This window comes from Flavobacterium phycosphaerae (genome assembly GCF_010119235.1).
GTDB classification, from domain to species: Bacteria; Bacteroidota; Bacteroidia; order Flavobacteriales; family Flavobacteriaceae; genus Flavobacterium; species Flavobacterium phycosphaerae.
In genome coordinates this window covers 1,745,194-1,763,433 of the sequence record NZ_JAAATZ010000001.1, presented here as the reverse complement: position 1 = coordinate 1,763,433, position 18,240 = coordinate 1,745,194, and the positions used below count along the sequence as shown (strand labels likewise).

Annotated in this window: 19 protein-coding genes; 10 read left to right on the top strand and 9 right to left on the bottom strand. The window is 36.3% G+C overall.

The window, feature by feature from the left end:
* Nucleotides 1–3: 3 nt before the first annotated feature.
* Nucleotides 4–165: a 50S ribosomal protein L34 gene (gene rpmH, locus GUU89_RS07800; protein WP_007136275.1), complete on the bottom strand. Its 162-nt coding sequence runs from the start codon at nucleotides 163–165 to the stop codon at nucleotides 4–6.
* A 156-nt stretch (nucleotides 166–321) separates the two neighbouring features.
* On the opposite strand from rpmH, the gene GUU89_RS07795 reads away from it, so the two are divergent.
* Nucleotides 322–837, top strand: coding sequence for a DUF2892 domain-containing protein (locus tag GUU89_RS07795; protein ID WP_162127385.1), 516 nt, complete (start codon nucleotides 322–324; stop codon nucleotides 835–837).
* A 50-nt stretch (nucleotides 838–887) separates the two neighbouring features.
* On the opposite strand, the gene GUU89_RS07790 is transcribed toward GUU89_RS07795, so the two are convergent.
* Nucleotides 888–1,781, bottom strand: a complete 894-nt coding sequence (locus tag GUU89_RS07790; protein ID WP_162127384.1) for a lytic transglycosylase domain-containing protein — start codon at nucleotides 1,779–1,781, stop codon at nucleotides 888–890.
* A gap of 118 nt (nucleotides 1,782–1,899) precedes the next feature.
* On the bottom strand, nucleotides 1,900–2,565 hold the full coding sequence (locus tag GUU89_RS07785; protein WP_162127383.1) for an alpha/beta hydrolase: 666 nt from the start codon (nucleotides 2,563–2,565) through the stop codon (nucleotides 1,900–1,902).
* Nucleotides 2,566–2,633: 68 nt separating this feature from the next.
* On the opposite strand from GUU89_RS07785, the gene GUU89_RS07780 reads away from it, so the two are divergent.
* Nucleotides 2,634–2,945 (top strand): GNAT family N-acetyltransferase, encoded by a 312-nt coding sequence (locus GUU89_RS07780; RefSeq protein WP_235922000.1) that lies wholly within the window; start codon nucleotides 2,634–2,636, stop codon nucleotides 2,943–2,945.
* A gap of 64 nt (nucleotides 2,946–3,009) precedes the next feature.
* Nucleotides 3,010–3,351 carry a hypothetical protein gene (locus GUU89_RS07775; RefSeq protein WP_162127382.1) on the top strand — a complete coding sequence of 114 codons (342 nt, stop codon included), beginning with the start codon at nucleotides 3,010–3,012 and terminating at the stop codon, nucleotides 3,349–3,351.
* Here the strand turns inward: GUU89_RS07775 and mtaB are convergent.
* From mtaB to GUU89_RS07760, 3 genes are all read right to left on the bottom strand, one after another.
* Entirely contained in the window at nucleotides 3,348–4,676 is a 1,329-nt protein-coding gene (gene mtaB / locus GUU89_RS07770) for a tRNA (N(6)-L-threonylcarbamoyladenosine(37)-C(2))-methylthiotransferase MtaB (RefSeq protein ID WP_162127381.1), read from the bottom strand. The two genes, GUU89_RS07775 and mtaB, sit on opposite strands and share 4 nt — an antisense overlap.
* Nucleotides 4,677–4,821: 145 nt before the next feature.
* Nucleotides 4,822–5,997, bottom strand: a complete 1,176-nt coding sequence (locus GUU89_RS07765) for a GlmU family protein (protein WP_162127380.1) — start codon at nucleotides 5,995–5,997, stop codon at nucleotides 4,822–4,824.
* Between the two features lie 105 nt (nucleotides 5,998–6,102).
* Entirely contained in the window at nucleotides 6,103–6,354 is a 252-nt protein-coding gene (locus GUU89_RS07760) for a type B 50S ribosomal protein L31 (protein WP_162127379.1), read from the bottom strand.
* A 225-nt stretch (nucleotides 6,355–6,579) separates the two neighbouring features.
* Between GUU89_RS07760 and GUU89_RS07755 the strand changes: the two genes are divergently transcribed.
* Genes GUU89_RS07755 through GUU89_RS07735 form a run of 5 tightly spaced genes read left to right on the top strand, consistent with a single transcriptional unit; the run spans nucleotide 6,580 to nucleotide 12,357 of the window.
* Complete coding sequence (locus GUU89_RS07755; RefSeq protein ID WP_235921999.1) at nucleotides 6,580–7,110, top strand: DUF4199 domain-containing protein; 531 nt, start codon at nucleotides 6,580–6,582, stop codon at nucleotides 7,108–7,110.
* The gene (locus GUU89_RS07750) at nucleotides 7,111–8,070 is read left to right on the top strand and encodes a glycosyltransferase family 2 protein (RefSeq protein ID WP_162127378.1); all 960 of its coding nucleotides are present in this window, start codon (nucleotides 7,111–7,113) and stop codon (nucleotides 8,068–8,070) included.
* A 32-nt stretch (nucleotides 8,071–8,102) separates the two neighbouring features.
* Nucleotides 8,103–9,830 carry a phospho-sugar mutase gene (locus GUU89_RS07745; RefSeq protein WP_162127377.1) on the top strand — a complete coding sequence of 576 codons (1,728 nt, stop codon included), beginning with the start codon at nucleotides 8,103–8,105 and terminating at the stop codon, nucleotides 9,828–9,830.
* Nucleotides 9,830–11,656, top strand: a complete 1,827-nt coding sequence (locus GUU89_RS07740; RefSeq protein ID WP_162127376.1) for an ABC transporter ATP-binding protein — start codon at nucleotides 9,830–9,832, stop codon at nucleotides 11,654–11,656. The genes GUU89_RS07745 and GUU89_RS07740 overlap by 1 nt, the downstream gene beginning before the upstream one ends.
* A complete protein-coding gene (locus GUU89_RS07735; protein WP_162127375.1) occupies nucleotides 11,656–12,357 on the top strand; it encodes a hypothetical protein in 702 nt (233 codons plus the stop codon). Before GUU89_RS07740 ends, GUU89_RS07735 begins: the two co-directional genes overlap by 1 nt.
* Here GUU89_RS07735 and GUU89_RS07730 read toward each other — a convergent pair.
* The 3 genes from GUU89_RS07730 to GUU89_RS07720 are packed head-to-tail and all read right to left on the bottom strand — an operon-like array spanning nucleotide 12,354 to nucleotide 17,291.
* The gene (locus tag GUU89_RS07730) at nucleotides 12,354–13,067 is read right to left on the bottom strand and encodes a hypothetical protein (RefSeq protein ID WP_162127374.1); all 714 of its coding nucleotides are present in this window, start codon (nucleotides 13,065–13,067) and stop codon (nucleotides 12,354–12,356) included. The genes GUU89_RS07735 and GUU89_RS07730 overlap by 4 nt on opposite strands.
* Before the next feature lie 39 nt (nucleotides 13,068–13,106).
* Nucleotides 13,107–15,584, bottom strand: coding sequence for a TonB-dependent receptor (locus GUU89_RS07725; RefSeq protein ID WP_162127373.1), 2,478 nt, complete (start codon nucleotides 15,582–15,584; stop codon nucleotides 13,107–13,109).
* A gap of 9 nt (nucleotides 15,585–15,593) precedes the next feature.
* Nucleotides 15,594–17,291: a M23 family metallopeptidase gene (locus GUU89_RS07720; RefSeq protein WP_162127372.1), complete on the bottom strand. Its 1,698-nt coding sequence runs from the start codon at nucleotides 17,289–17,291 to the stop codon at nucleotides 15,594–15,596.
* 188 nt (nucleotides 17,292–17,479) lie between these two features.
* Between GUU89_RS07720 and GUU89_RS07715 the strand changes: the two genes are divergently transcribed.
* Complete coding sequence (locus GUU89_RS07715; protein ID WP_162127371.1) at nucleotides 17,480–17,770, top strand: hypothetical protein; 291 nt, start codon at nucleotides 17,480–17,482, stop codon at nucleotides 17,768–17,770.
* Nucleotides 17,771–17,774: 4 nt separating this feature from the next.
* On the top strand, nucleotides 17,775–18,068 hold the full coding sequence (locus GUU89_RS07710) for a cell division protein ZapA (protein ID WP_162127370.1): 294 nt from the start codon (nucleotides 17,775–17,777) through the stop codon (nucleotides 18,066–18,068).
* Nucleotides 18,069–18,240 lie beyond the last annotated feature (172 nt).

Below are 18,240 nucleotides of genomic sequence, written 5' to 3'. Positions count from 1 at the left end.
TCATTATTTTTTGTGTCTTGGTTCGCAAGATACGGTCAATTTATGTCTTCCTTTAGCTCTACGACGCGCAAGGACTTTTCTTCCATTTGCAGAAGCCATTCTGTCCATAAATCCGTGTTTATTTCTTCTTTTTCTTTTCGATGGTTGAAACGTTCTTTTGCTCATTGCTTTGTATCTTTAAAATCGTGTATTAATTTCTTTGGTAAACGGCTCCTTTAAAACCGAGTGCAAATATACAAACCTTTTTTTTTCTGGCAAGTAGTTTTATAAAAATATTTTCAATTCCTTTTATTACCTTTGCGACCATTAAAATATACAATTATGTTTCACAGATTTATTAAATTAATTATAGCGGCTCTTATGGTGGCAGCAAGCGTTTGGCAATTTTCGGAAGGAAATATCGGAAACGGGATTTTCCTTATTTTATTAACTGCCATTCCTATTTTTCTTTACTATAAAAACGAATTTATTCTTTTGGCCTTCTTGAAATTGAGAAAACAGGATTTCGCGGGAGCCAAAGTGTGGTTAGATAAAATCAAAAATCCGGAAACGGCTTTGGTTAGAAAACAACAAGGTTACTACAACTATTTACATGGTTTAATGTTATCTCAAACCAATTTACACCAATCAGAGAAATTCTTCAAGAAAGCCATCGAATTAGGGTTGAGTATGGATATGGATTTAGCTGTGGCCAAATTAAACTTAGCCGGAATCGCCATGTCAAGAAGACGTAAAATGGAAGCAACTGCTTTGTTGAACGAAGCTAAAAAGCTGGACAAACAAAACATGTTGAATGATCAGATTAAGATGATGAAAGAGCAGATGAAGAAAATCTAATCTTTTTTGCAATCATAAAAAAAGCCCCAACATCTTGGGGCTTTTTTATTTTAATATCCTGCTAACGGAATTTTGATTTCGTATTTTTTCTTGCTTTGATTGAGCAACTTTTTGTCGCGCAACCATGGATTGTGAATTTTCAGTAATTTATAGTTAATACCTTGTGATTGAGCAAAGGCGGTTAAATCGCTGATGGTGGTGTCAACTTCCACTTTTTTTGTTGGAATGGGCGCATACAAATCGGTTGGATAGATACTGAAACCGTATTTAGCAGGTTGCTTCATGATTTCTTTAAGAGCCAGAATCCTGAAAACATAGCGAGAGGTTTCTTCTGTTAAGCCCAAATCATAATAATTTGTAACTTTTTGCTCTTCTATTTTTTTACTCAAACCATTCATGCCACCATTATACGATGCTGCTGCCATAGTCCAGGAACCAAATTTTTCCTTAGCGACCAAGAAATATTTACAAGCCGCTTCGGTTGATTTCTCTAAATGATAGCGTTCGTCTACAATATCGTTTACTTCCATACCTCTTTCTTTAGCGGTATCGGGCATAAACTGCCAAACTCCTTTGGCTCCTGCAGGAGAAGATGCATTAACCAGACCGCTTTCTATTACGGCCAAATATTTAAAATCATCCGGCACTCCGTATTGTTGTAATATAGGTTCAATAATAGGAAAAACACGATTGGCGCGTTTAATAATCAAAGCGGTAGTAGCATCCAAATTAGCATTAATCAGCAACTCTCTGTCTAATCTTTCTTTCACATCAATGATTTGTAACGGAGCGTTCTCCCCAGCAAAATCAATAGCTTCCGGGAAATACATTGCAGTGCCTTCGTGCAGGAGTTTGTCTTTGTTATCTCCGGCTATGCCAAAAACCAACATTCCGGAAATCAGTACCACGGCTAGGGTTGATAAAAGGGCTTTATTCGTTTTCATAATGAAAGATTTTGTTTTTTTAGTGGTCATTATGGAATCACAAAAGTGATTTCATAATCATTTATTTTAACGTTGTAAAACTACAACTTTATATTGTAAAGCTACAAAAAATGAGTCGTTACGCCTTTTCTTCTAACATAATTTTAGGTAAATTATCATTCAACCAGCGGTATTTTGTCAGTATCATAATATGGGTACCACCTTTGACAATTATGCAGTTTTTAATGTGTTTTATCGGAAAAACTTCATCAGCATCACCGTGAATGTGAATGACGTCAGCATCTATTGCTGTTCGTTTCCAGTTAATGATATTTTCTATCGACCAGTCCAGATAATTTTTATCGCGAACCGACAGAAATTTTTCATACAGTTTGAATCGTTGTTTGGCATAATCTCCAAAAGCAAATTTGGCCAGTTTTTCGACGTTTTCAAACAACCTTGTCGGAATGAGTTTGTAGGCTTTGGTGGCTTTGGCGACTTTCATCCGTCTTGGTAATTCTGTATTTGACTTCACGCTGGAAATGATAATCACTTTTTTGGGATTTAAAAACGGTTTCATTTCCTGAACTAAAATACCACCAAAAGAAACTCCTACTAAAATAGCATTCTCGTGTTTGACTTTTTTAGCCATACGCTCTGCATACGCTTCTAACGTTTCGTGGTTCTCAGGAAGAAACCATTCCAGCAAATGCATTTCAAACGTATCAGTAGGCAATTGTATTCGCTCAAAAATGGTGGAACTGGCCGCCATTCCGGGCATAAAATAAACGTGAATTTTAGTCATTATATAGCTGGAAGCTCGTTATTTATTAGTAAATTTGCATAAAAATAATCCTTTTATTTTACTTGATTATGAACACAACTGTTTTTTCGGAAAAAATAGAAATCAAAGACAATACTTTTGCCCGCCAATTTGAAACTTTAGTAGATGGCAAATTGATTTCTGTAGAATATTCATTTCAAGAAAAGAAAATATTCCTAACAAGAATAAACACTTTCGATGGTTTTGAAGATGAAGAATTTATCACTGATTTGTTAAAAAACATTATGGAAATAGCGTATGAAAGGAAGTTGAAAGTCGTTCCTATTTTACCAAAAATTGCGCTTTTCTTCAGAAAAAATACGACTTACCGCGATTTACTTCCTCCGGGAATTAAAATCTAAGCAGTCCTACTGTATAAAAAATCGCCCCGAGCAATCAGGGCGTTTTTTTTTCTATATTTATAAAATGAATACAGACGCCTTTCGCCAAGACATTATTTCTTTTTTTGAACACATCGATAAATATTATGGTTCCAAAACCGAAATTACCGAAGGGTTGTGTACTGACATGGAAGCTCTTGATGCTAATCTGACTACATGGAATTTATCCGAATTTGAATTGATTCGTTCTGCTTATCGGAAAAACGGAGAAAAATTCATGATGGAAGGCTCCAATATGTATTATGAAATTTCAGCAGACAGAATTGCTAATTTCAAACAATTAGGACGAAATCAATTTGAATTTATCGAACAATATAGTGCAACCGTATTCCGAATCACCAAAATCCGATTTCATTACAAATATTAGGCTTCAACGTTCAAAAACTCTATACGAACAGCCCCATCTTCATCAATTTTAGTCAAGTGAATATCATGCAAGGTATTTACCAATTCCGGATTCCAAGGTGTTTTTACTTTAACGTAGTTTTCGGTAAATCCGTGAATATAGCCTTCTTTATTTTCTCCTTCAAAAAGCACGGTTCTGTTGGTTCCGATTTGACTTTCATAAAATGCACGACGTTTTTTTACCGATAAACCACGAAGCATTTTACTTCTTTTATTCCGCACATTCATTGGCACGACATCAGCCATTTCAGCCGCTTCGGTATTGTCTCTTTCAGAATAGGTAAAAACATGCAAATAGGAAATATCCAATTCGTTTAAGAAATTATACGTTTCTAAAAAATGCTCATCCGTTTCTCCCGGAAAACCAACAATCACATCCACACCAATACATGCATGCGGCATAACTTGACGAATGGTCGAAACCCTGTCGGTATAGACTTCACGCAAATAACGACGTTTCATTTTCTTTAAAACTTCGTTGCTTCCGCTTTGCAATGGAATATGAAAATGCGGTACAAATGTTCTACTTTGCGATACAAATTCAATGGTTTCATTTTTTAAAAGATTGGGCTCGATGGATGAAATACGTAATCTTTCGATGCCTTCAACTTCATCAAGAGCTTTGACCAAATCCAGAAAAGTGTGTTCGTGTTTTTTGTTTCCGAATTCACCTTTGCCATAATCACCAATATTGACACCGGTCAACACAATTTCCTTGATGCCTTGTTTGGAAATATCAGACGCATTTTTCAATACATTTTCTAAAGCATCACTTCTGGAAATGCCACGCGCTAACGGAATAGTACAATAAGTACATTTATAATCGCAGCCATCTTGCACTTTCAAAAAAGCTCGGGTTCTGTCGCCAATCGAATAACTGCCCACGTAGAAATCAGCCTCTTCAATTTCACAAGAATGCACTTCGCCCATATCGTTTTTGGACAAATCATTAATATAATCGGTGATTTTGAATTTTTCAGTAGCTCCTAAAACCAAATCAACTCCGTCAACCGCAGCCAGCTCTTCCGGTTTTAATTGTGCATAGCAACCCACGGCAGCAACGAATGCTTTATCGTTACTCTTCATGGCTTTTTTAACTATTTGCTTGAATTGTTTGTCGGCATTATCAGTTACCGAGCAAGTATTGATGACATAAATATCGGCGACTTCTTCAAAATCGACTCTGTCAAATCCTTCGTCCTGAAAATTTCGGGCGATGGTAGATGTTTCTGAAAAGTTCAGTTTACATCCCAGCGTGTAGAACGCTACTTTTTTTCTGTTTTCCATAAATAAACTCAATTAATGAAATCGTTGTCAAAAATTGAGGATGCAAATTTAACTACAAATTTTGTGATATTAAAAATAATAAACCGCAGATTCGCAGATTTCCAATTAATTAAAAAAATCTGCGAATTTGCGGTAAACTATGTAATTATTCTTTTCTATACTTCTTGGTAATTTCGAAAACGTGTTCCAAGATTTTGGCGTCTTGCTCTGAAAATTCCACCTGACGTCTTGCCATCACAATTTTGGCGGTTTGAAATGCTTTAGAAGTTAAATAAGTTGTGAAACCTGAAGCTCCACCCCAAGAGAAACTCGGTACAAAATTGCGTGGAAATCCGGCTCCGAAAATATTGGCGCTTACTCCTACTACCGTTCCCGTGTTGAACATGGTGTTGATACCACATTTACTGTGATCGCCCATCATCAGTCCGCAGAATTGCAAACCGGTTTTGGCAAAACCTTCTGTTTCATAGCTCCACAAACGCACTTCTTCATAATTGTTTTTTAAATTGGAATTATTACTATCGGCACCAATATTACACCATTCACCCAAAACAGAATTACCCAAAAAACCGTCATGTCCTTTATTGGAATACCCCATCAAAACAGAGTTACTCACCTCTCCGCCAATAACAGAGTGAGGTCCGACAGTGGTAGCTCCATAAACTTTAGTCGCCAATTTCACTCTCCCCGATTCACATAAAGCAAAGGGCCCGCGAATGACAGAACCTTCCATAATTTCGGCATTTTTCCCGATATAGATTGGCCCGTTAGAAGCGTTTAAAGTGACGAATTCCAACTTGGCGCCTTCTTCGATAAAAATGTTTTCAGGCGCAATGACATTAACACTTTTGGGAATTGGTTGCGAATGTCTGCCTTCAGTGATTAGTTCGAAATCTTCGCGAAGAGCTGCATCATTTTTAGCAAAAATGTCCCAAGTGTTTTGAATTGTTAGACAGTCTTCACTAAATTCAATTATATCATAACTATCGAAATCCACTTCTTCCTGAGTGTCATTGGTATAAAAAGCAATAACTTCATCACTTTGAAAAATAGCTTGGTTTTTTTCCAAGCTTTTTACCATTTCGACTAAAATATCATTGGGCAAAAACGAAGCATTAATCATCACATTGTCTTCCATTTCTACCATGGGAAATTTTTCGGAAAGGTATTCTTCTGTTAATGTTGTTGTGGTATATCCCAAATACTTTTCCCATTTTTCGCGAATAGTCAAAATTCCGACACGTATATCGGCCACCGGCCTTGTAAAAGTAAACGGAAGTAAGGCATTGCGAACCGTACCGTCAAATAATATGTAGTTCATTGTAGTGAGTTGTTATAAGATGTGGACCAAAGTTACAAAGTTTATTGTATAAAAAAACCACTCACTTTAGTGAATGGTCTTTCTAAAATTTGAACACTATAACTATTACTTAGCGTGTTTAGCGTATTTGGTTTTGAATTTATCAATACGTCCTGCAGTATCGATAAGTTTAGATTTACCTGTGTAAAAAGGGTGAGACGTTCTAGAAATCTCCATTTTGTAAACTGGATATTCAACACCTTCGTGTGTGATAGTTTCTTTAGTTTCTACTGTAGATTTAGTGATAAAAACATCTTCATTCGACATGTCTTTAAAAGCAACTAATCTGTAATTTTCCGGGTGGATTCCTTTTTTCATGATAATTCTTGTTATTGTTATGAAGTAGTTTGTTTTGAAGCTTCCACTCTGGAAGGTATAAACTGGCTACAACTTTTAATTAATTCTTTTTTAATTTGAGTGTGCAAAAATACAACTATTTTTCAAAAATCAAACCAATCTGTAACTTTTTTTAAATGTTTCGCACTTAATATTGAGTAATAACGGAATTACTTATATTTGTTAAATAATTAAAACCAAAAAATCATGAACGAAATTATTAAGAAAAATGCAGTTACCTATGGTCTGATTTTGGGCCTAATCTCAATTGTTTCCACAACTCTTCTTTATGTTATTGATATAAAGCTGTTTATGAATTGGTGGGTTGGCGGAATCAGTCTTCTGATTAATATTGTTATTGGTGTTATGTTAGTTACAAAAACTAAAAGTCAACTAAATAATGTTATCACTTTTAAAGAAGCCTTTTCGGTTTATTTTATTGCCGGAGTCTTAGGAAGTACTATTTCTGCACTGTATAACTATATCTTATTTAATTTCATCGACCCTCAGGCCAAAGAAACCCTGAAGGAAATGACCATCAAATATACCGTTGAAATGATGCAAAAGTTCGGAACACCGACTGATGTATTAAATCAAACGATAGCCGAAATGCAAAAAGCAGACAATTATTCCTTAGGAAATATTTTCATGGGACTTTTAACCGTATATGTTGTGGTTGCCATTTTTGGTTTAATTTTGGCCGCTATTTTGAAATCAAAATCGAATCAAGGATTATAAATGAATTTATCCATAATAATTCCGCTTCTAAACGAGCAGGAATCTTTACCCGAATTACACCAATGGATTGTCAAAGTAATGACAGCCAACCACTATACTTATGAAGTAATTTTCATAGATGACGGAAGTACGGATGATTCGTGGCAACTAATTGAAAATCTTTCCAAAGAAAACCCCAATGTAAAAGGGATTCGTTTTCTGAGAAACTTTGGGAAATCACAGGCTTTACATGCCGGATTTGCTAAGGCAAAAGGCGATGTAGTCATCACCATGGATGCTGATTTGCAGGACAGTCCGGATGAAATCCCTGAATTATACACTATGGTCATGAACCAAAATTACGATTTGGTTTCGGGTTGGAAAAAGAAACGGTACGATTCAGTGGTTTCAAAAAATCTGCCTTCAAAATTGTTTAATTGGGCTGCTCGAAAAACTTCCGGCGTTTATTTGAATGATTTTAATTGCGGATTAAAAGCTTATAAAAGTATTGTAATCAAAAACATCGAAGTTTCGGGAGAGATGCATCGCTACATACCGGTTCTGGCCAAAAATGCCGGTTTCGGAAAAATTGGCGAAAAAGTAGTCATCCACCAAGCCAGAAAATATGGCGAGTCCAAATTTGGCATGAGTCGCTTTATCAATGGTTTTCTCGATTTGATTACCATTTGGTTTTTATCCAAATACGGCAAACGTCCGATGCACCTTTTCGGAGCACTTGGCGTGGTAATGTTTATCATTGGATTTATTGCCACATTTTTAATCATTGCCATCAAACTTTTGAAACTATTTGCTTTACATGAGCCTACCATTTTGGTAGCGCAAAATCCATTATTCTACATAGCCCTAACCGCTATGATTATTGGTTCTCAATTATTCTTAGCCGGATTTTTGGGCGAAATTATTCTTCGTACCAAAAACAATGAAGAGCGCTATAAAATATCCAATGAAGTCAATTTGTAATCAAATTACTTCCAAGTTAAATTAAGTTAAAAATGCATATTGAACATAACATATTAGACAAAGTAAACGAATGGCTTACGCCAACTTTTGACGTTGAAACCCAAAACCAAATCAAAGAAATGATGACTACTTCTCAAAAGAATTTGGAGGAGAGTTTTTATAAAAATTTAGAATTCGGAACCGGTGGAATGCGTGGAATTATGGGTGTTGGAACGAACCGTATCAATAAATACACTCTGGGTAAAAATACTCAAGGTTTATCCGATTACCTTAAAAAATCATTCCCGGGTGAACAACTGAAAGTGGCTATTGCATACGATTGCCGTCATAATAGTGATACGTTAGCCAAAGTGGTTGCCAATGTTTTTTCGGCCAACGGAATAAAAGTATTTCTATTTTCGGAAATGCGTCCTACACCGGAATTATCTTTTGCCGTAAAGCATTTGAACTGTCATGCCGGAATTGTTTTAACCGCTTCGCACAACCCCCCGGAATACAATGGTTATAAAGTATATTGGCAGGATGGAGGACAGTTAGTACCGCCACAAGATGGTGAAATCATTCAAGTCATTGAGGATTTAAAATACAACGAAATTAAGTTTGAAGCTAACGAAAGTTTAATCGAATATGTAGATGTAGCTGTTGACAATGCTTTTATTGATTCTACAGTGGCTAATGCGAGTTTTAATACTTCGGCTGAGGCTCGAAAAAATTTAAAAATTGCTTACACCTCGCTTCACGGAACTTCTATCAAAATGGTTCCTAAAGTATTGGAAAAAGCAGGTTATACCGATGTCAACATCGTTCCTGAACAAGCTGAACCGAATGGTGATTTCCCAACCGTTATTTCTCCAAACCCCGAAGAGCCGGAAGCTTTGACTATGGCTTTAGCTTTGGCCGATAAGATTAATGCTGATATTGTTTTTGGAACCGACCCTGACAGTGACCGTTTAGGGGTTGCCGTGAGAGACAATAACGGCAAAATGATTTTGCTCAACGGAAATCAGACGATGACCGTGATGACACATTATTTGCTAGAGCAATGGCGTAAAGCCGGAAAACTTGATGGCAAACAATTTATCGGTTCCACTATAGTTTCTACACCTATGATGCTGGAGTTAGCTTCAGCTTACAACGTAGAATGCAAAGTGGGATTGACCGGATTCAAATGGATTGCCAAGTTCATTAAAGATTTCCCTGAACTGAAATTTATTGGCGGTGGTGAAGAAAGCTTTGGTTTTATGGTAGGTGATGCGGTTCGCGATAAAGATGCCGTAGGTGCTATTTTATTGATGTGCGAAATTGCCGCACAAGCCAAAGAAAAAGGCAGTTCGGTGTATAAAGAACTGCAACAAATGTTTGTTGACTTTGGTTTCTATAAAGAACATTTAATTTCTATTACTAAAAAAGGTATGGAAGGCGCCAGTCAAATCAAGCAAATGATGATTGACTTGCGCGAAAAACCGGTTTCCGAAATCAACGGACAACGTGTGATTATGGTAGAAGATTATCAAAATTCCACCGCACGAAATTTATTAACTAATGAATTGGAAACTTTATCGGTTCCTAAATCAGATGTGCTGATTTATTATTTGGAAGACGGTTCTAAAATTTGTGCTCGCCCAAGCGGTACTGAGCCTAAAATAAAATTTTATTTCAGTGTAAATACGGCTATCGAGAGTTTGGATGAAATCCCGGCAGCAGAGGCTCATTTGGATGCCAAAATCAAAACCATAATTTCTGAAATGCAGTTGAACTAATGAGTAGTTTTAAGAAAATAATTCCATTTATCAAGCCGTATAAAAAGTACGCTTACCTGAACATCTTTTTCAACATATTGTATGCTTTGTTCAGTACCCTGTCGTTTATGGCTTTGATTCCCATGATGCAGGTATTGTTTGACCAAACCAAAAAAAACACAATCAAACCCGAATTTCAGGACATTGCCCATTTCAAGCATTATCTGGAAGATTTCCTAAGCTATTACATTACTACAACAACCAATGAAAAAGGAGTTAGCTTCACATTAGCAATAATGGTAGCGATTATCATTTCAATCTTTTTACTGAAAAACTTAAGCGATTATTTTGCCATGTTTTTCATTAATTTCTTGCGAAACGGTATCATGCGTGATTTGCGAAATGCTATCTATAAAAAAACACTCGATTTACCACATTCGTTCTTTTCCGAAAAACGAAAAGGCGATTTGATTTCTCGTATATCGGGGGATGCTAATGAAGTACAGACTTCAATGCTATCTATGCTGGAATTGATTGTAAAGGAACCCTTGACGATTATTTTCACCATCATCATGATGTTTACCATTAGTGTAAAACTGACTATTTTTGTGTTTATCTTCATCCCGGTTTCTGGCTATATCATTTCCTTAATTGGAAAACAATTGAAGCGAAAATCAACCCGAATGCAGGAAGAACAAGGTACTTTTCTTTCTACTATTGAAGAAACTTTGGGTGGTTTGAAAGTCGTTAAAAGTTATAATGCTGAAAATTATTTTAACAAAGTATTTCAAGGCTCAACCAACCGTTTTTTTAACTTATCAGTCAACATCGGAAACCGTCAAAACTTAGCCTCTCCCGTGAGTGAGTTTATGGGCATTATGGTTATTGCTATTTTACTTTGGTATGGAGGAAATATGGTCTTAATCGAAAAAACCTTGAATGGAGCAGCTTTCATAGCCTACATGGGATTGGCCTATAATATTTTAACTCCGGCCAAATCCATCTCCAAAGCCTCTTACAGTGTGAAAAGAGGAAATGCAGCCGTAGAACGTATTTTTGAAATATTGGAACAAGAAAATCCAATCGTCAACAAAGAAAATGCCGTTAAGAAAGAAACCCTTGAAACCGGGATTTCCATCGAAAATATTAATTTCCGCTACGAGGAAGAAAATGTACTGAAACAATTCTCACTACAAATTCCAAAAGGAAAAACAGTGGCTTTAGTAGGACAATCCGGAAGTGGAAAAAGTACGATTGCCAATTTGTTGACTCGTTTTTACGATGTAAATGAAGGCAACATCAAAATTGACAACGTTGACATTAAAGATATTGATATCAAATCACTACGCACCATGATGGGATTAGTGACACAGGATTCTATTTTGTTTAACGACACCGTGAAAGCCAATATTGCTTTGGGAAAACAAGACGCAACAGACGAAGAAGTAATCGAAGCCTTGAAAATTGCCAATGCTTACGAATTCGTTAAAGACTTACCGGAAGGCATTTATACCAATGTAGGCGATAGCGGAAACAAGTTATCCGGGGGTCAAAAACAACGTTTGTCTATTGCTCGTGCAGTATTGAAAAATCCGCCGATTATGATTTTGGACGAAGCTACCTCTGCTTTAGATACAGAAAGCGAAAGATTGGTGCAGCAGGCGTTGGAAAATATGATGCAAAACCGAACTTCTGTCGTTATAGCACACCGTCTTTCAACGATTCAAAAAGCAGATATGATAGTTGTTATGCAAAAAGGAGAAATCGTTGAACAAGGCACTCACGAAGCACTTTTAGCCAAAAACGGCATGTATTCCAAATTAGTTTCGATGCAATCTTTTGAATAATGTATCTTCACAATCCAAATATCAAATTACCTGAAGATCCAGATACAGTGGTTTGGAAATATTTGGACTTATCAAAATTCTTGGATTTACTGCTTTCGCAAAAGTTATTCCTATCACGTTCCGATAAATTTGAAGACCAATACGAAGGTACTTTCAGCGAACCTACTTATGAGGAAATCAAAAAACTCTCGGAAAATAACCCTGAATTTTTAGCCTATTACAAAACCCACCGCGAGAAAGTTGTCGTGAGCAGTTGGCACATCAACGAATACGAATCGTTTGCGATGTGGCAGATTTTTACCCAAAACAGCGAAGGATTAGCGATTCAATCCACTATAGGTCGTTTGCAAAAAGCACTTGAGGCAGAGAAAGAGTTTAATCAATACATCGGTGAGGTGAATTACATTGATTATAAAAAAGAATACATTCCGTTTGACGATATGTTTTTCCCATTTTTATTCAAGCGAAAAAGTTTTCAGTACGAACGTGAAGTTCGTATCATTGCTGATATTTCTTCCGAAAACATTAAGATTAATGATGGTTTAAAAATAGATGTTGATATCAATCAATTAATTGAAAAAATCTACATTCATCCCAAATCCGAAAATTGGTACAAACGATTGGTAATCGAATTGGTTTCGAAACTAGGCTTTGATTTTGAAATCGAAAAATCAGATTTAGAAAGTGATATCCTGATTTAAATTGGCTTGTACTCTTGAACTTTCCAATCTTTGTCTAATAAATTTACAAAGTGGTATTGCAGTTTATCTTCGGCATCAAACTCCCCGTTTTTGTTGGTATCTTCAATAGCTCTGAAGTATAAAAGGTTTTTTGATTCAATAATTTTCCAATCTACCAATTCCTGAAAATCGGCAGAAAGTTTGGTGAATTTTTGGCCGGAAACCGTACTGATGTACAACGATTTGATATCGCTTGAATCTAATTTCCCGTCTTTATTGGTATCCATATCCGACAAGGAATACACCATCAATTGCTGTTTGGTTTTATCGGCAAAGATTTTTAAATAGGTAGCCGTTTCAATTAAAATTGGTTTATCGGTCAAGGCATATAGAGTGTCCTTTCCCATTTCTTGAAACATAAGATTCTTTAAATAACCGGTAATTTGGTATTCTCCGTAGTTAGAAACGGTAAAACCTTCTCCTGATTCTCCGGAAGACTTGAATCCTCTACCCTTTCCTGATACCACTCCTATCGGATGAATCAAGAAATTAGTGCCCTCCATATTGACGGGTAAATCGGCAATCAAAATTTGATTCGTATCAACCGGCACTTCGGTTTTTACTTTTGAAGTAGCATCATAAATTACTTTGGGCTTTTCTTCTTCCTGCTTTTTGCAACTAATAAAAAGCACGACAAGCATTGCGGATAGGTAAGGAAGATATTTTTTCATTGCTACTAAAATTAGACACTCAAAAATAGTGAAATATTTCTACAATTTCGCCGTCAGTTTCACATTGAAAACTCGAGTGGTCATGTAATTTGGAATTCCGTATTGGTTTTTGGTATACACGTCGCGCACCCATGTATTGGTAATGGCGTTTTGATTGTTGAATAAATTGAAAATCTCAAATCCAATTGACAAGTCTTGGAATTTTTTTAACCAATGTCCATCGCGTCTTTCGTTATTTTTTTCAGTAAACACATAGGAGAATCCCACATCGGCACGACGGTAATCGCGCAAACGGGTTTGGTAATCGTACGAATCAGCATAAGAAGGTGAACCTCCCGGCAAACCTGTGTTATAAACCAAATTCAAGTACAATTTCATATTCGGGATATTAGGCATATAATCCTGGAATAAGATTCCGAATTTCAATCGCTGATCTGTTGGACGCGCAATAAAACCTCTGCCGTTTTGATTTTCTTCGGTTTTCATATAACCAAAACTCAACCAAGATTCTGTTCCCGGAACGAATTCTCCGTTCAATCTCATATCTAAACCGTAAGCATAGGCGGTAGCATCATTATTGGCGCGATATCGGATTCTGACATTTTCTAATGTATATGTATTCACGTCAGTCATCGACTTGTAATACCCTTCGGTAACCAATTTAAACGGGCGATTATTCATTTTAAAATTGTAATCATTACTCAATACAAAATGAACCGATTGCTGTGCTTTTACATTTGGATTAACGACACCATCTTCATCTCGTAATTCACGGTAAAATGGTGGTTGATGGTAAAGTCCGACAGCAAATCGGAATACCATATCTTTTTCCCAATCAGGTTTTAAGGTCAATTGAGCTCTCGGACTGAAAACGGTTTGCATTTTCCCGCCGGAAATTCCTTCTGCTGAAACTTTCCAACTGTGAAAACGGGAACCGGCTGTAATCCACAATTGATTTTCGCCTAATTTGGTTTTAGTACTCCACTGAGCATAGCCGGAAAAACGATCAATATCAACAAAATTTGTCGCTCTCACATTTTTATAAGGCACTAAAGGTCCAATATAAGAATGGGCAGGTTGTTCATTTGGCACATGAAATTCAGGTGGATTGATGGAGAAACCTGCTGAGTCAATTACTTCCCACTCCACAATTCGGTCGCGGAAATTTTCACGAGTGTATTTAAATCCCCAATCGATTTGGTGTTTTTTATTGTTTATTTGGTGCGTTCCTTTGACTTCGGCATTAATAATCAGGGCATCTAAATCGTTACGCGCATGGTTTAACTGGCTTCCGATTCCTTGGTTGTACGTTACCTCTCCTAAAGTTTCTGAGCCAACATTGGTATCTACTGCTCCCAAATAATAGGCAGCAAGTATGTCGTAATACTCTTGTTCTTGTGTATGGTAAATCGAAGTGATTAGCTTATACGTATTATTTTCATTGGCGGCATAAGTGGTTTTAAAAGCGCCGAAAAGCGTTCGGTATTTATCATTTTCTTGTCCTTCATAAAAAACTTGTAAAGCTATAGGCTCATCAATCGTTCCGAAATTGGTTTGACGCGTCAAAGGTTGATAATTGTATTTGTTTTGAGAAGCATTGCCCAAGAAACTGAATTGCCATTTTTTATTGGGACTGAAATTCACATTGGTTTGCACATCAATAAATGTTGGTCTGAAGTTGGTCTGCGTTTCCTGACTGTTCACCAAAAGTGAATTATCGCGGTAACGTATTCCGGTGATGGCAGACCATTTTTTGTTTTTGGAAATCCCTTCTCCGGTTAAGCTTCCGCCTAGGAAACTGGCTTCGGCAGTGATACCGTATTTGGTTGGTTTTCTGTAGGTAATATCTAAAACAGATGATAATTTATCGCCGTATTTAGCCTGAAATCCACCGGCAGAAAAGTCTACATTCTGAACCATATCGGTATTGGTAAAACTCAACCCTTCCTGTTGCCCGGAACGAATTAAGAACGGACGATACACTTCAATTTCATTAACGTAAACTAAATTTTCATCATAATTTCCACCGCGAACGTTGTACCCTGAGCTCAATTCATTGTTAGCATTTACACCCGCAAAAGTTTTCAGCACACTTTCCACGCCGGGCATAGCACTGGTATTTCTGCGAATAGTTTCCGGAGAAAGAGTGGTAATTCCTTGAACTCTTTTTTTATTGTTGGTAATAATCACATCATTCAACTGCTCTGCTTTATCGCTCATGACCACATGAAATTCAAAATTTTCTCCCGCTTTCAATTGCAACGTTGCGGTTATATTTTTCAGAGAAGTATGGGTAAAGACCAACACTACTTTTTGATTCGCCGGAACCGTAATTTGGTAAAATCCGTTAGCGTCAGTTGTAGCCGATTTGGTTTGGTAACTAACATTTACATCAGCGACCGGTTTGTTATTTTCATCGAGTACCACACCAGCCACTTTAGCGGTCTGATTTTGAGCAAAAGCGATGACACTAACAGTTATGAAAAGGAGCGTAAAAAAGAATTTTGTTGTTCTCAAAGGGTATGATTAAGGTTTTTGACTTCTAAAAAATTGTGTTTCAAAGATAGTAGAATTTCCAACATTATCAGTAACTGTGATTTTTAAATCATTTTTGCCTTCAGCGACGATACCATCAGCAAAACGGTGAATGAGTTTTTTGGTTTTAGATTCATATTCCAGCAAAATCCATTTGCCGTTTAAAGACCCTTCGTAACTCTTAATCCCTGATAAATCATCGGAAACAGTGAATTGCAAAGTGTTTAAATTGCTAATCCATTTGCCACCAATTCGTTTATCGCTTTTAATTTTGGGCGGCATGCCATCTCTCAGTAATTTGTAATCTCCCAAATATTTGGTATAAATGGTAAACGAATTTTTATAGCGTTTAGTATTGTAGAAATACGTTTTTTTTCCGTCAACAAGTCCGATAAACATCTTTTCCTTCGCTTTTTCTGTTGAAACAGAATCTTCAAAAGTGACCGAAAAATTAGAAAAAGCCGGCACTACGTCATCGTGAATAACAGCTAAACCGTTTTTTACTGAGAAATTCATATAAAAATCGGCTAAGAATGTATTGGCCGGAAACGAAACCGTTACATTATCTAAAGTAAAAATATTGTCCTTTTTGGCTTTGACCAAATAATTTGAAATTATGGGTACTTCATTGACTTTGGCAGGCAAATTAGCATATTGAATTGGGATAAATATTTTAGTACTATTTCCGCTAAAATCGGCCACTTCTATGCGATATGATTGAGAAACATTTCCGGCAACACTGATAATTCCGTTAGCCATTCCGGGTTTTATAATACTTAACGGATACAAATTTTCCGTAAACAATCTTTGTACCCGTTGTCCCAGTTTTTTATAGCGACCATAATCGATTAAAGCATTGACATAGCGGGTTTCATCAAAAGCAAACGTATCAAATTGGTAACTGAAATCGGGTTTGCCGTTTAAGAAAGTCTGTACACTGAAAACCCCATTGGCATTCCAAGAAACATTATCATAATCAATAGTGGTAATTCCGAAACCTATTTTTCCTGTGGCGGCTATGGTTTCAGCGATATAACTGCCATCATCTTGCAATGACAAATTCACTGAAATCGGTCTTTTAGATTGGTTCACAACAGTATTCCCATCCAAAGGATACACCCATAAACTATTTACAATGGGGCGTTTATCATCGGGAATCAAAGCATCAAAACCAAAATACAACGGATTAATAATTTTCTCCGATTGCGTATCACGGATTTCAAAATGCAAATGCGGCCCGTCAGAACCGCCTGTATTCCCTGAGATTCCGACAATATCACCTTTTTTAATAATCAAATCATTTGGTGCAAACGCAACATCAATTTCATAAGATTTGGCTTTATATTGTTCTTTTTTGATTAGCTTTTCAACTTCGCCAAAACCCGATTGCAAATGGCCATAGACAGTAGTAAAGCCATTAGGATGTGTGATATAAATCGCTTTTCCGTAACCTATTTCAGAAATTTTTATTCGGGACACATACCCATCGGCAGCGGCATAAACATTCAATCCTTCTTTTTGCTGAGTTTTAAAATCGAAACCGGAATGAATATGATTGGAGCGCAATTCCCCAAAATTACCTGCCAATTGCAAAGGAATATCCAAAGGAGAACGAAAATACTCTTTCGGATATTGAGATTGTCCCAATGCCAAAGCCGTAATCAGTACTATAAACCAAAAATTCTTCATAAAATAAGTTGTCAGGCTAAGGTATAAAAAAGTGCGTAAAAATTTACAATCAAATTATTTTTTTTGTAACCCATTAAAAAACAAAATATTATAATTCTCTCGGAAAAAGAAATAAATAATTGACAAAACTATTGTGCAAACAAAATAGAATCCTAACTTTGTAGAGTAAGTAATGAATAAATCATTTCATGAGTGAAATTGCAGAAATAATTGATTCTCTTGAAAATAGAATTGAAAAACTCTTTATAAAAATAGAGCGTTTAGAGCAAGATTCTATTGGATTAAAAACAGAATTAGAAAATGCAATGGCTGTTATTCAAAAAAAATCTGATGAGATTGTAACCTTGAAATCAGAATGTGAATCACTCAAAATGGCTAATTCATTATTAGGCGGTGAAGAAAACAAAAGAGATACCAAGCTTAAAATAAATTCATTAATTCGGGAGATAGATTACTGTATAGCACAGTTATCAGACTAAAACCATGGAGGATAAGCTTAAAATAAAACTATCAATTGCCGACAGAGTTTATCCGTTAACGGTTGACATGTCACAGGAAGAAGGCCTTAGAAGCGCTTCCAAAAAAATTGATGCTATGATTAAGCAATTCGAAGAAAACTATGCCGTTCGCGACAAACAAGATGTATTAGCCATGTGTGCTTTACAGTTTGCTTCTCAAGTTGAACAAAAGCAAGTTGACAGTTCCATGGATAGTAAAGATTTGGAGCGATTGAAAAAAATTAATGATTTATTATTCGATTATCTCGAAAAAAAATAACGTTCTTACCTATAGATTACAATACCGCCTACATTAGATTTTAATTGGTAAACTCAACACTAACAAATTAGAATGAGCAAATCATCGTTACTAAAGCATGCCTTTCATTTGACTAGGAAGCTTGACCAACGAGTTAGCTCAAAACTTGTCCTTACGAGTTTATGCATTCACC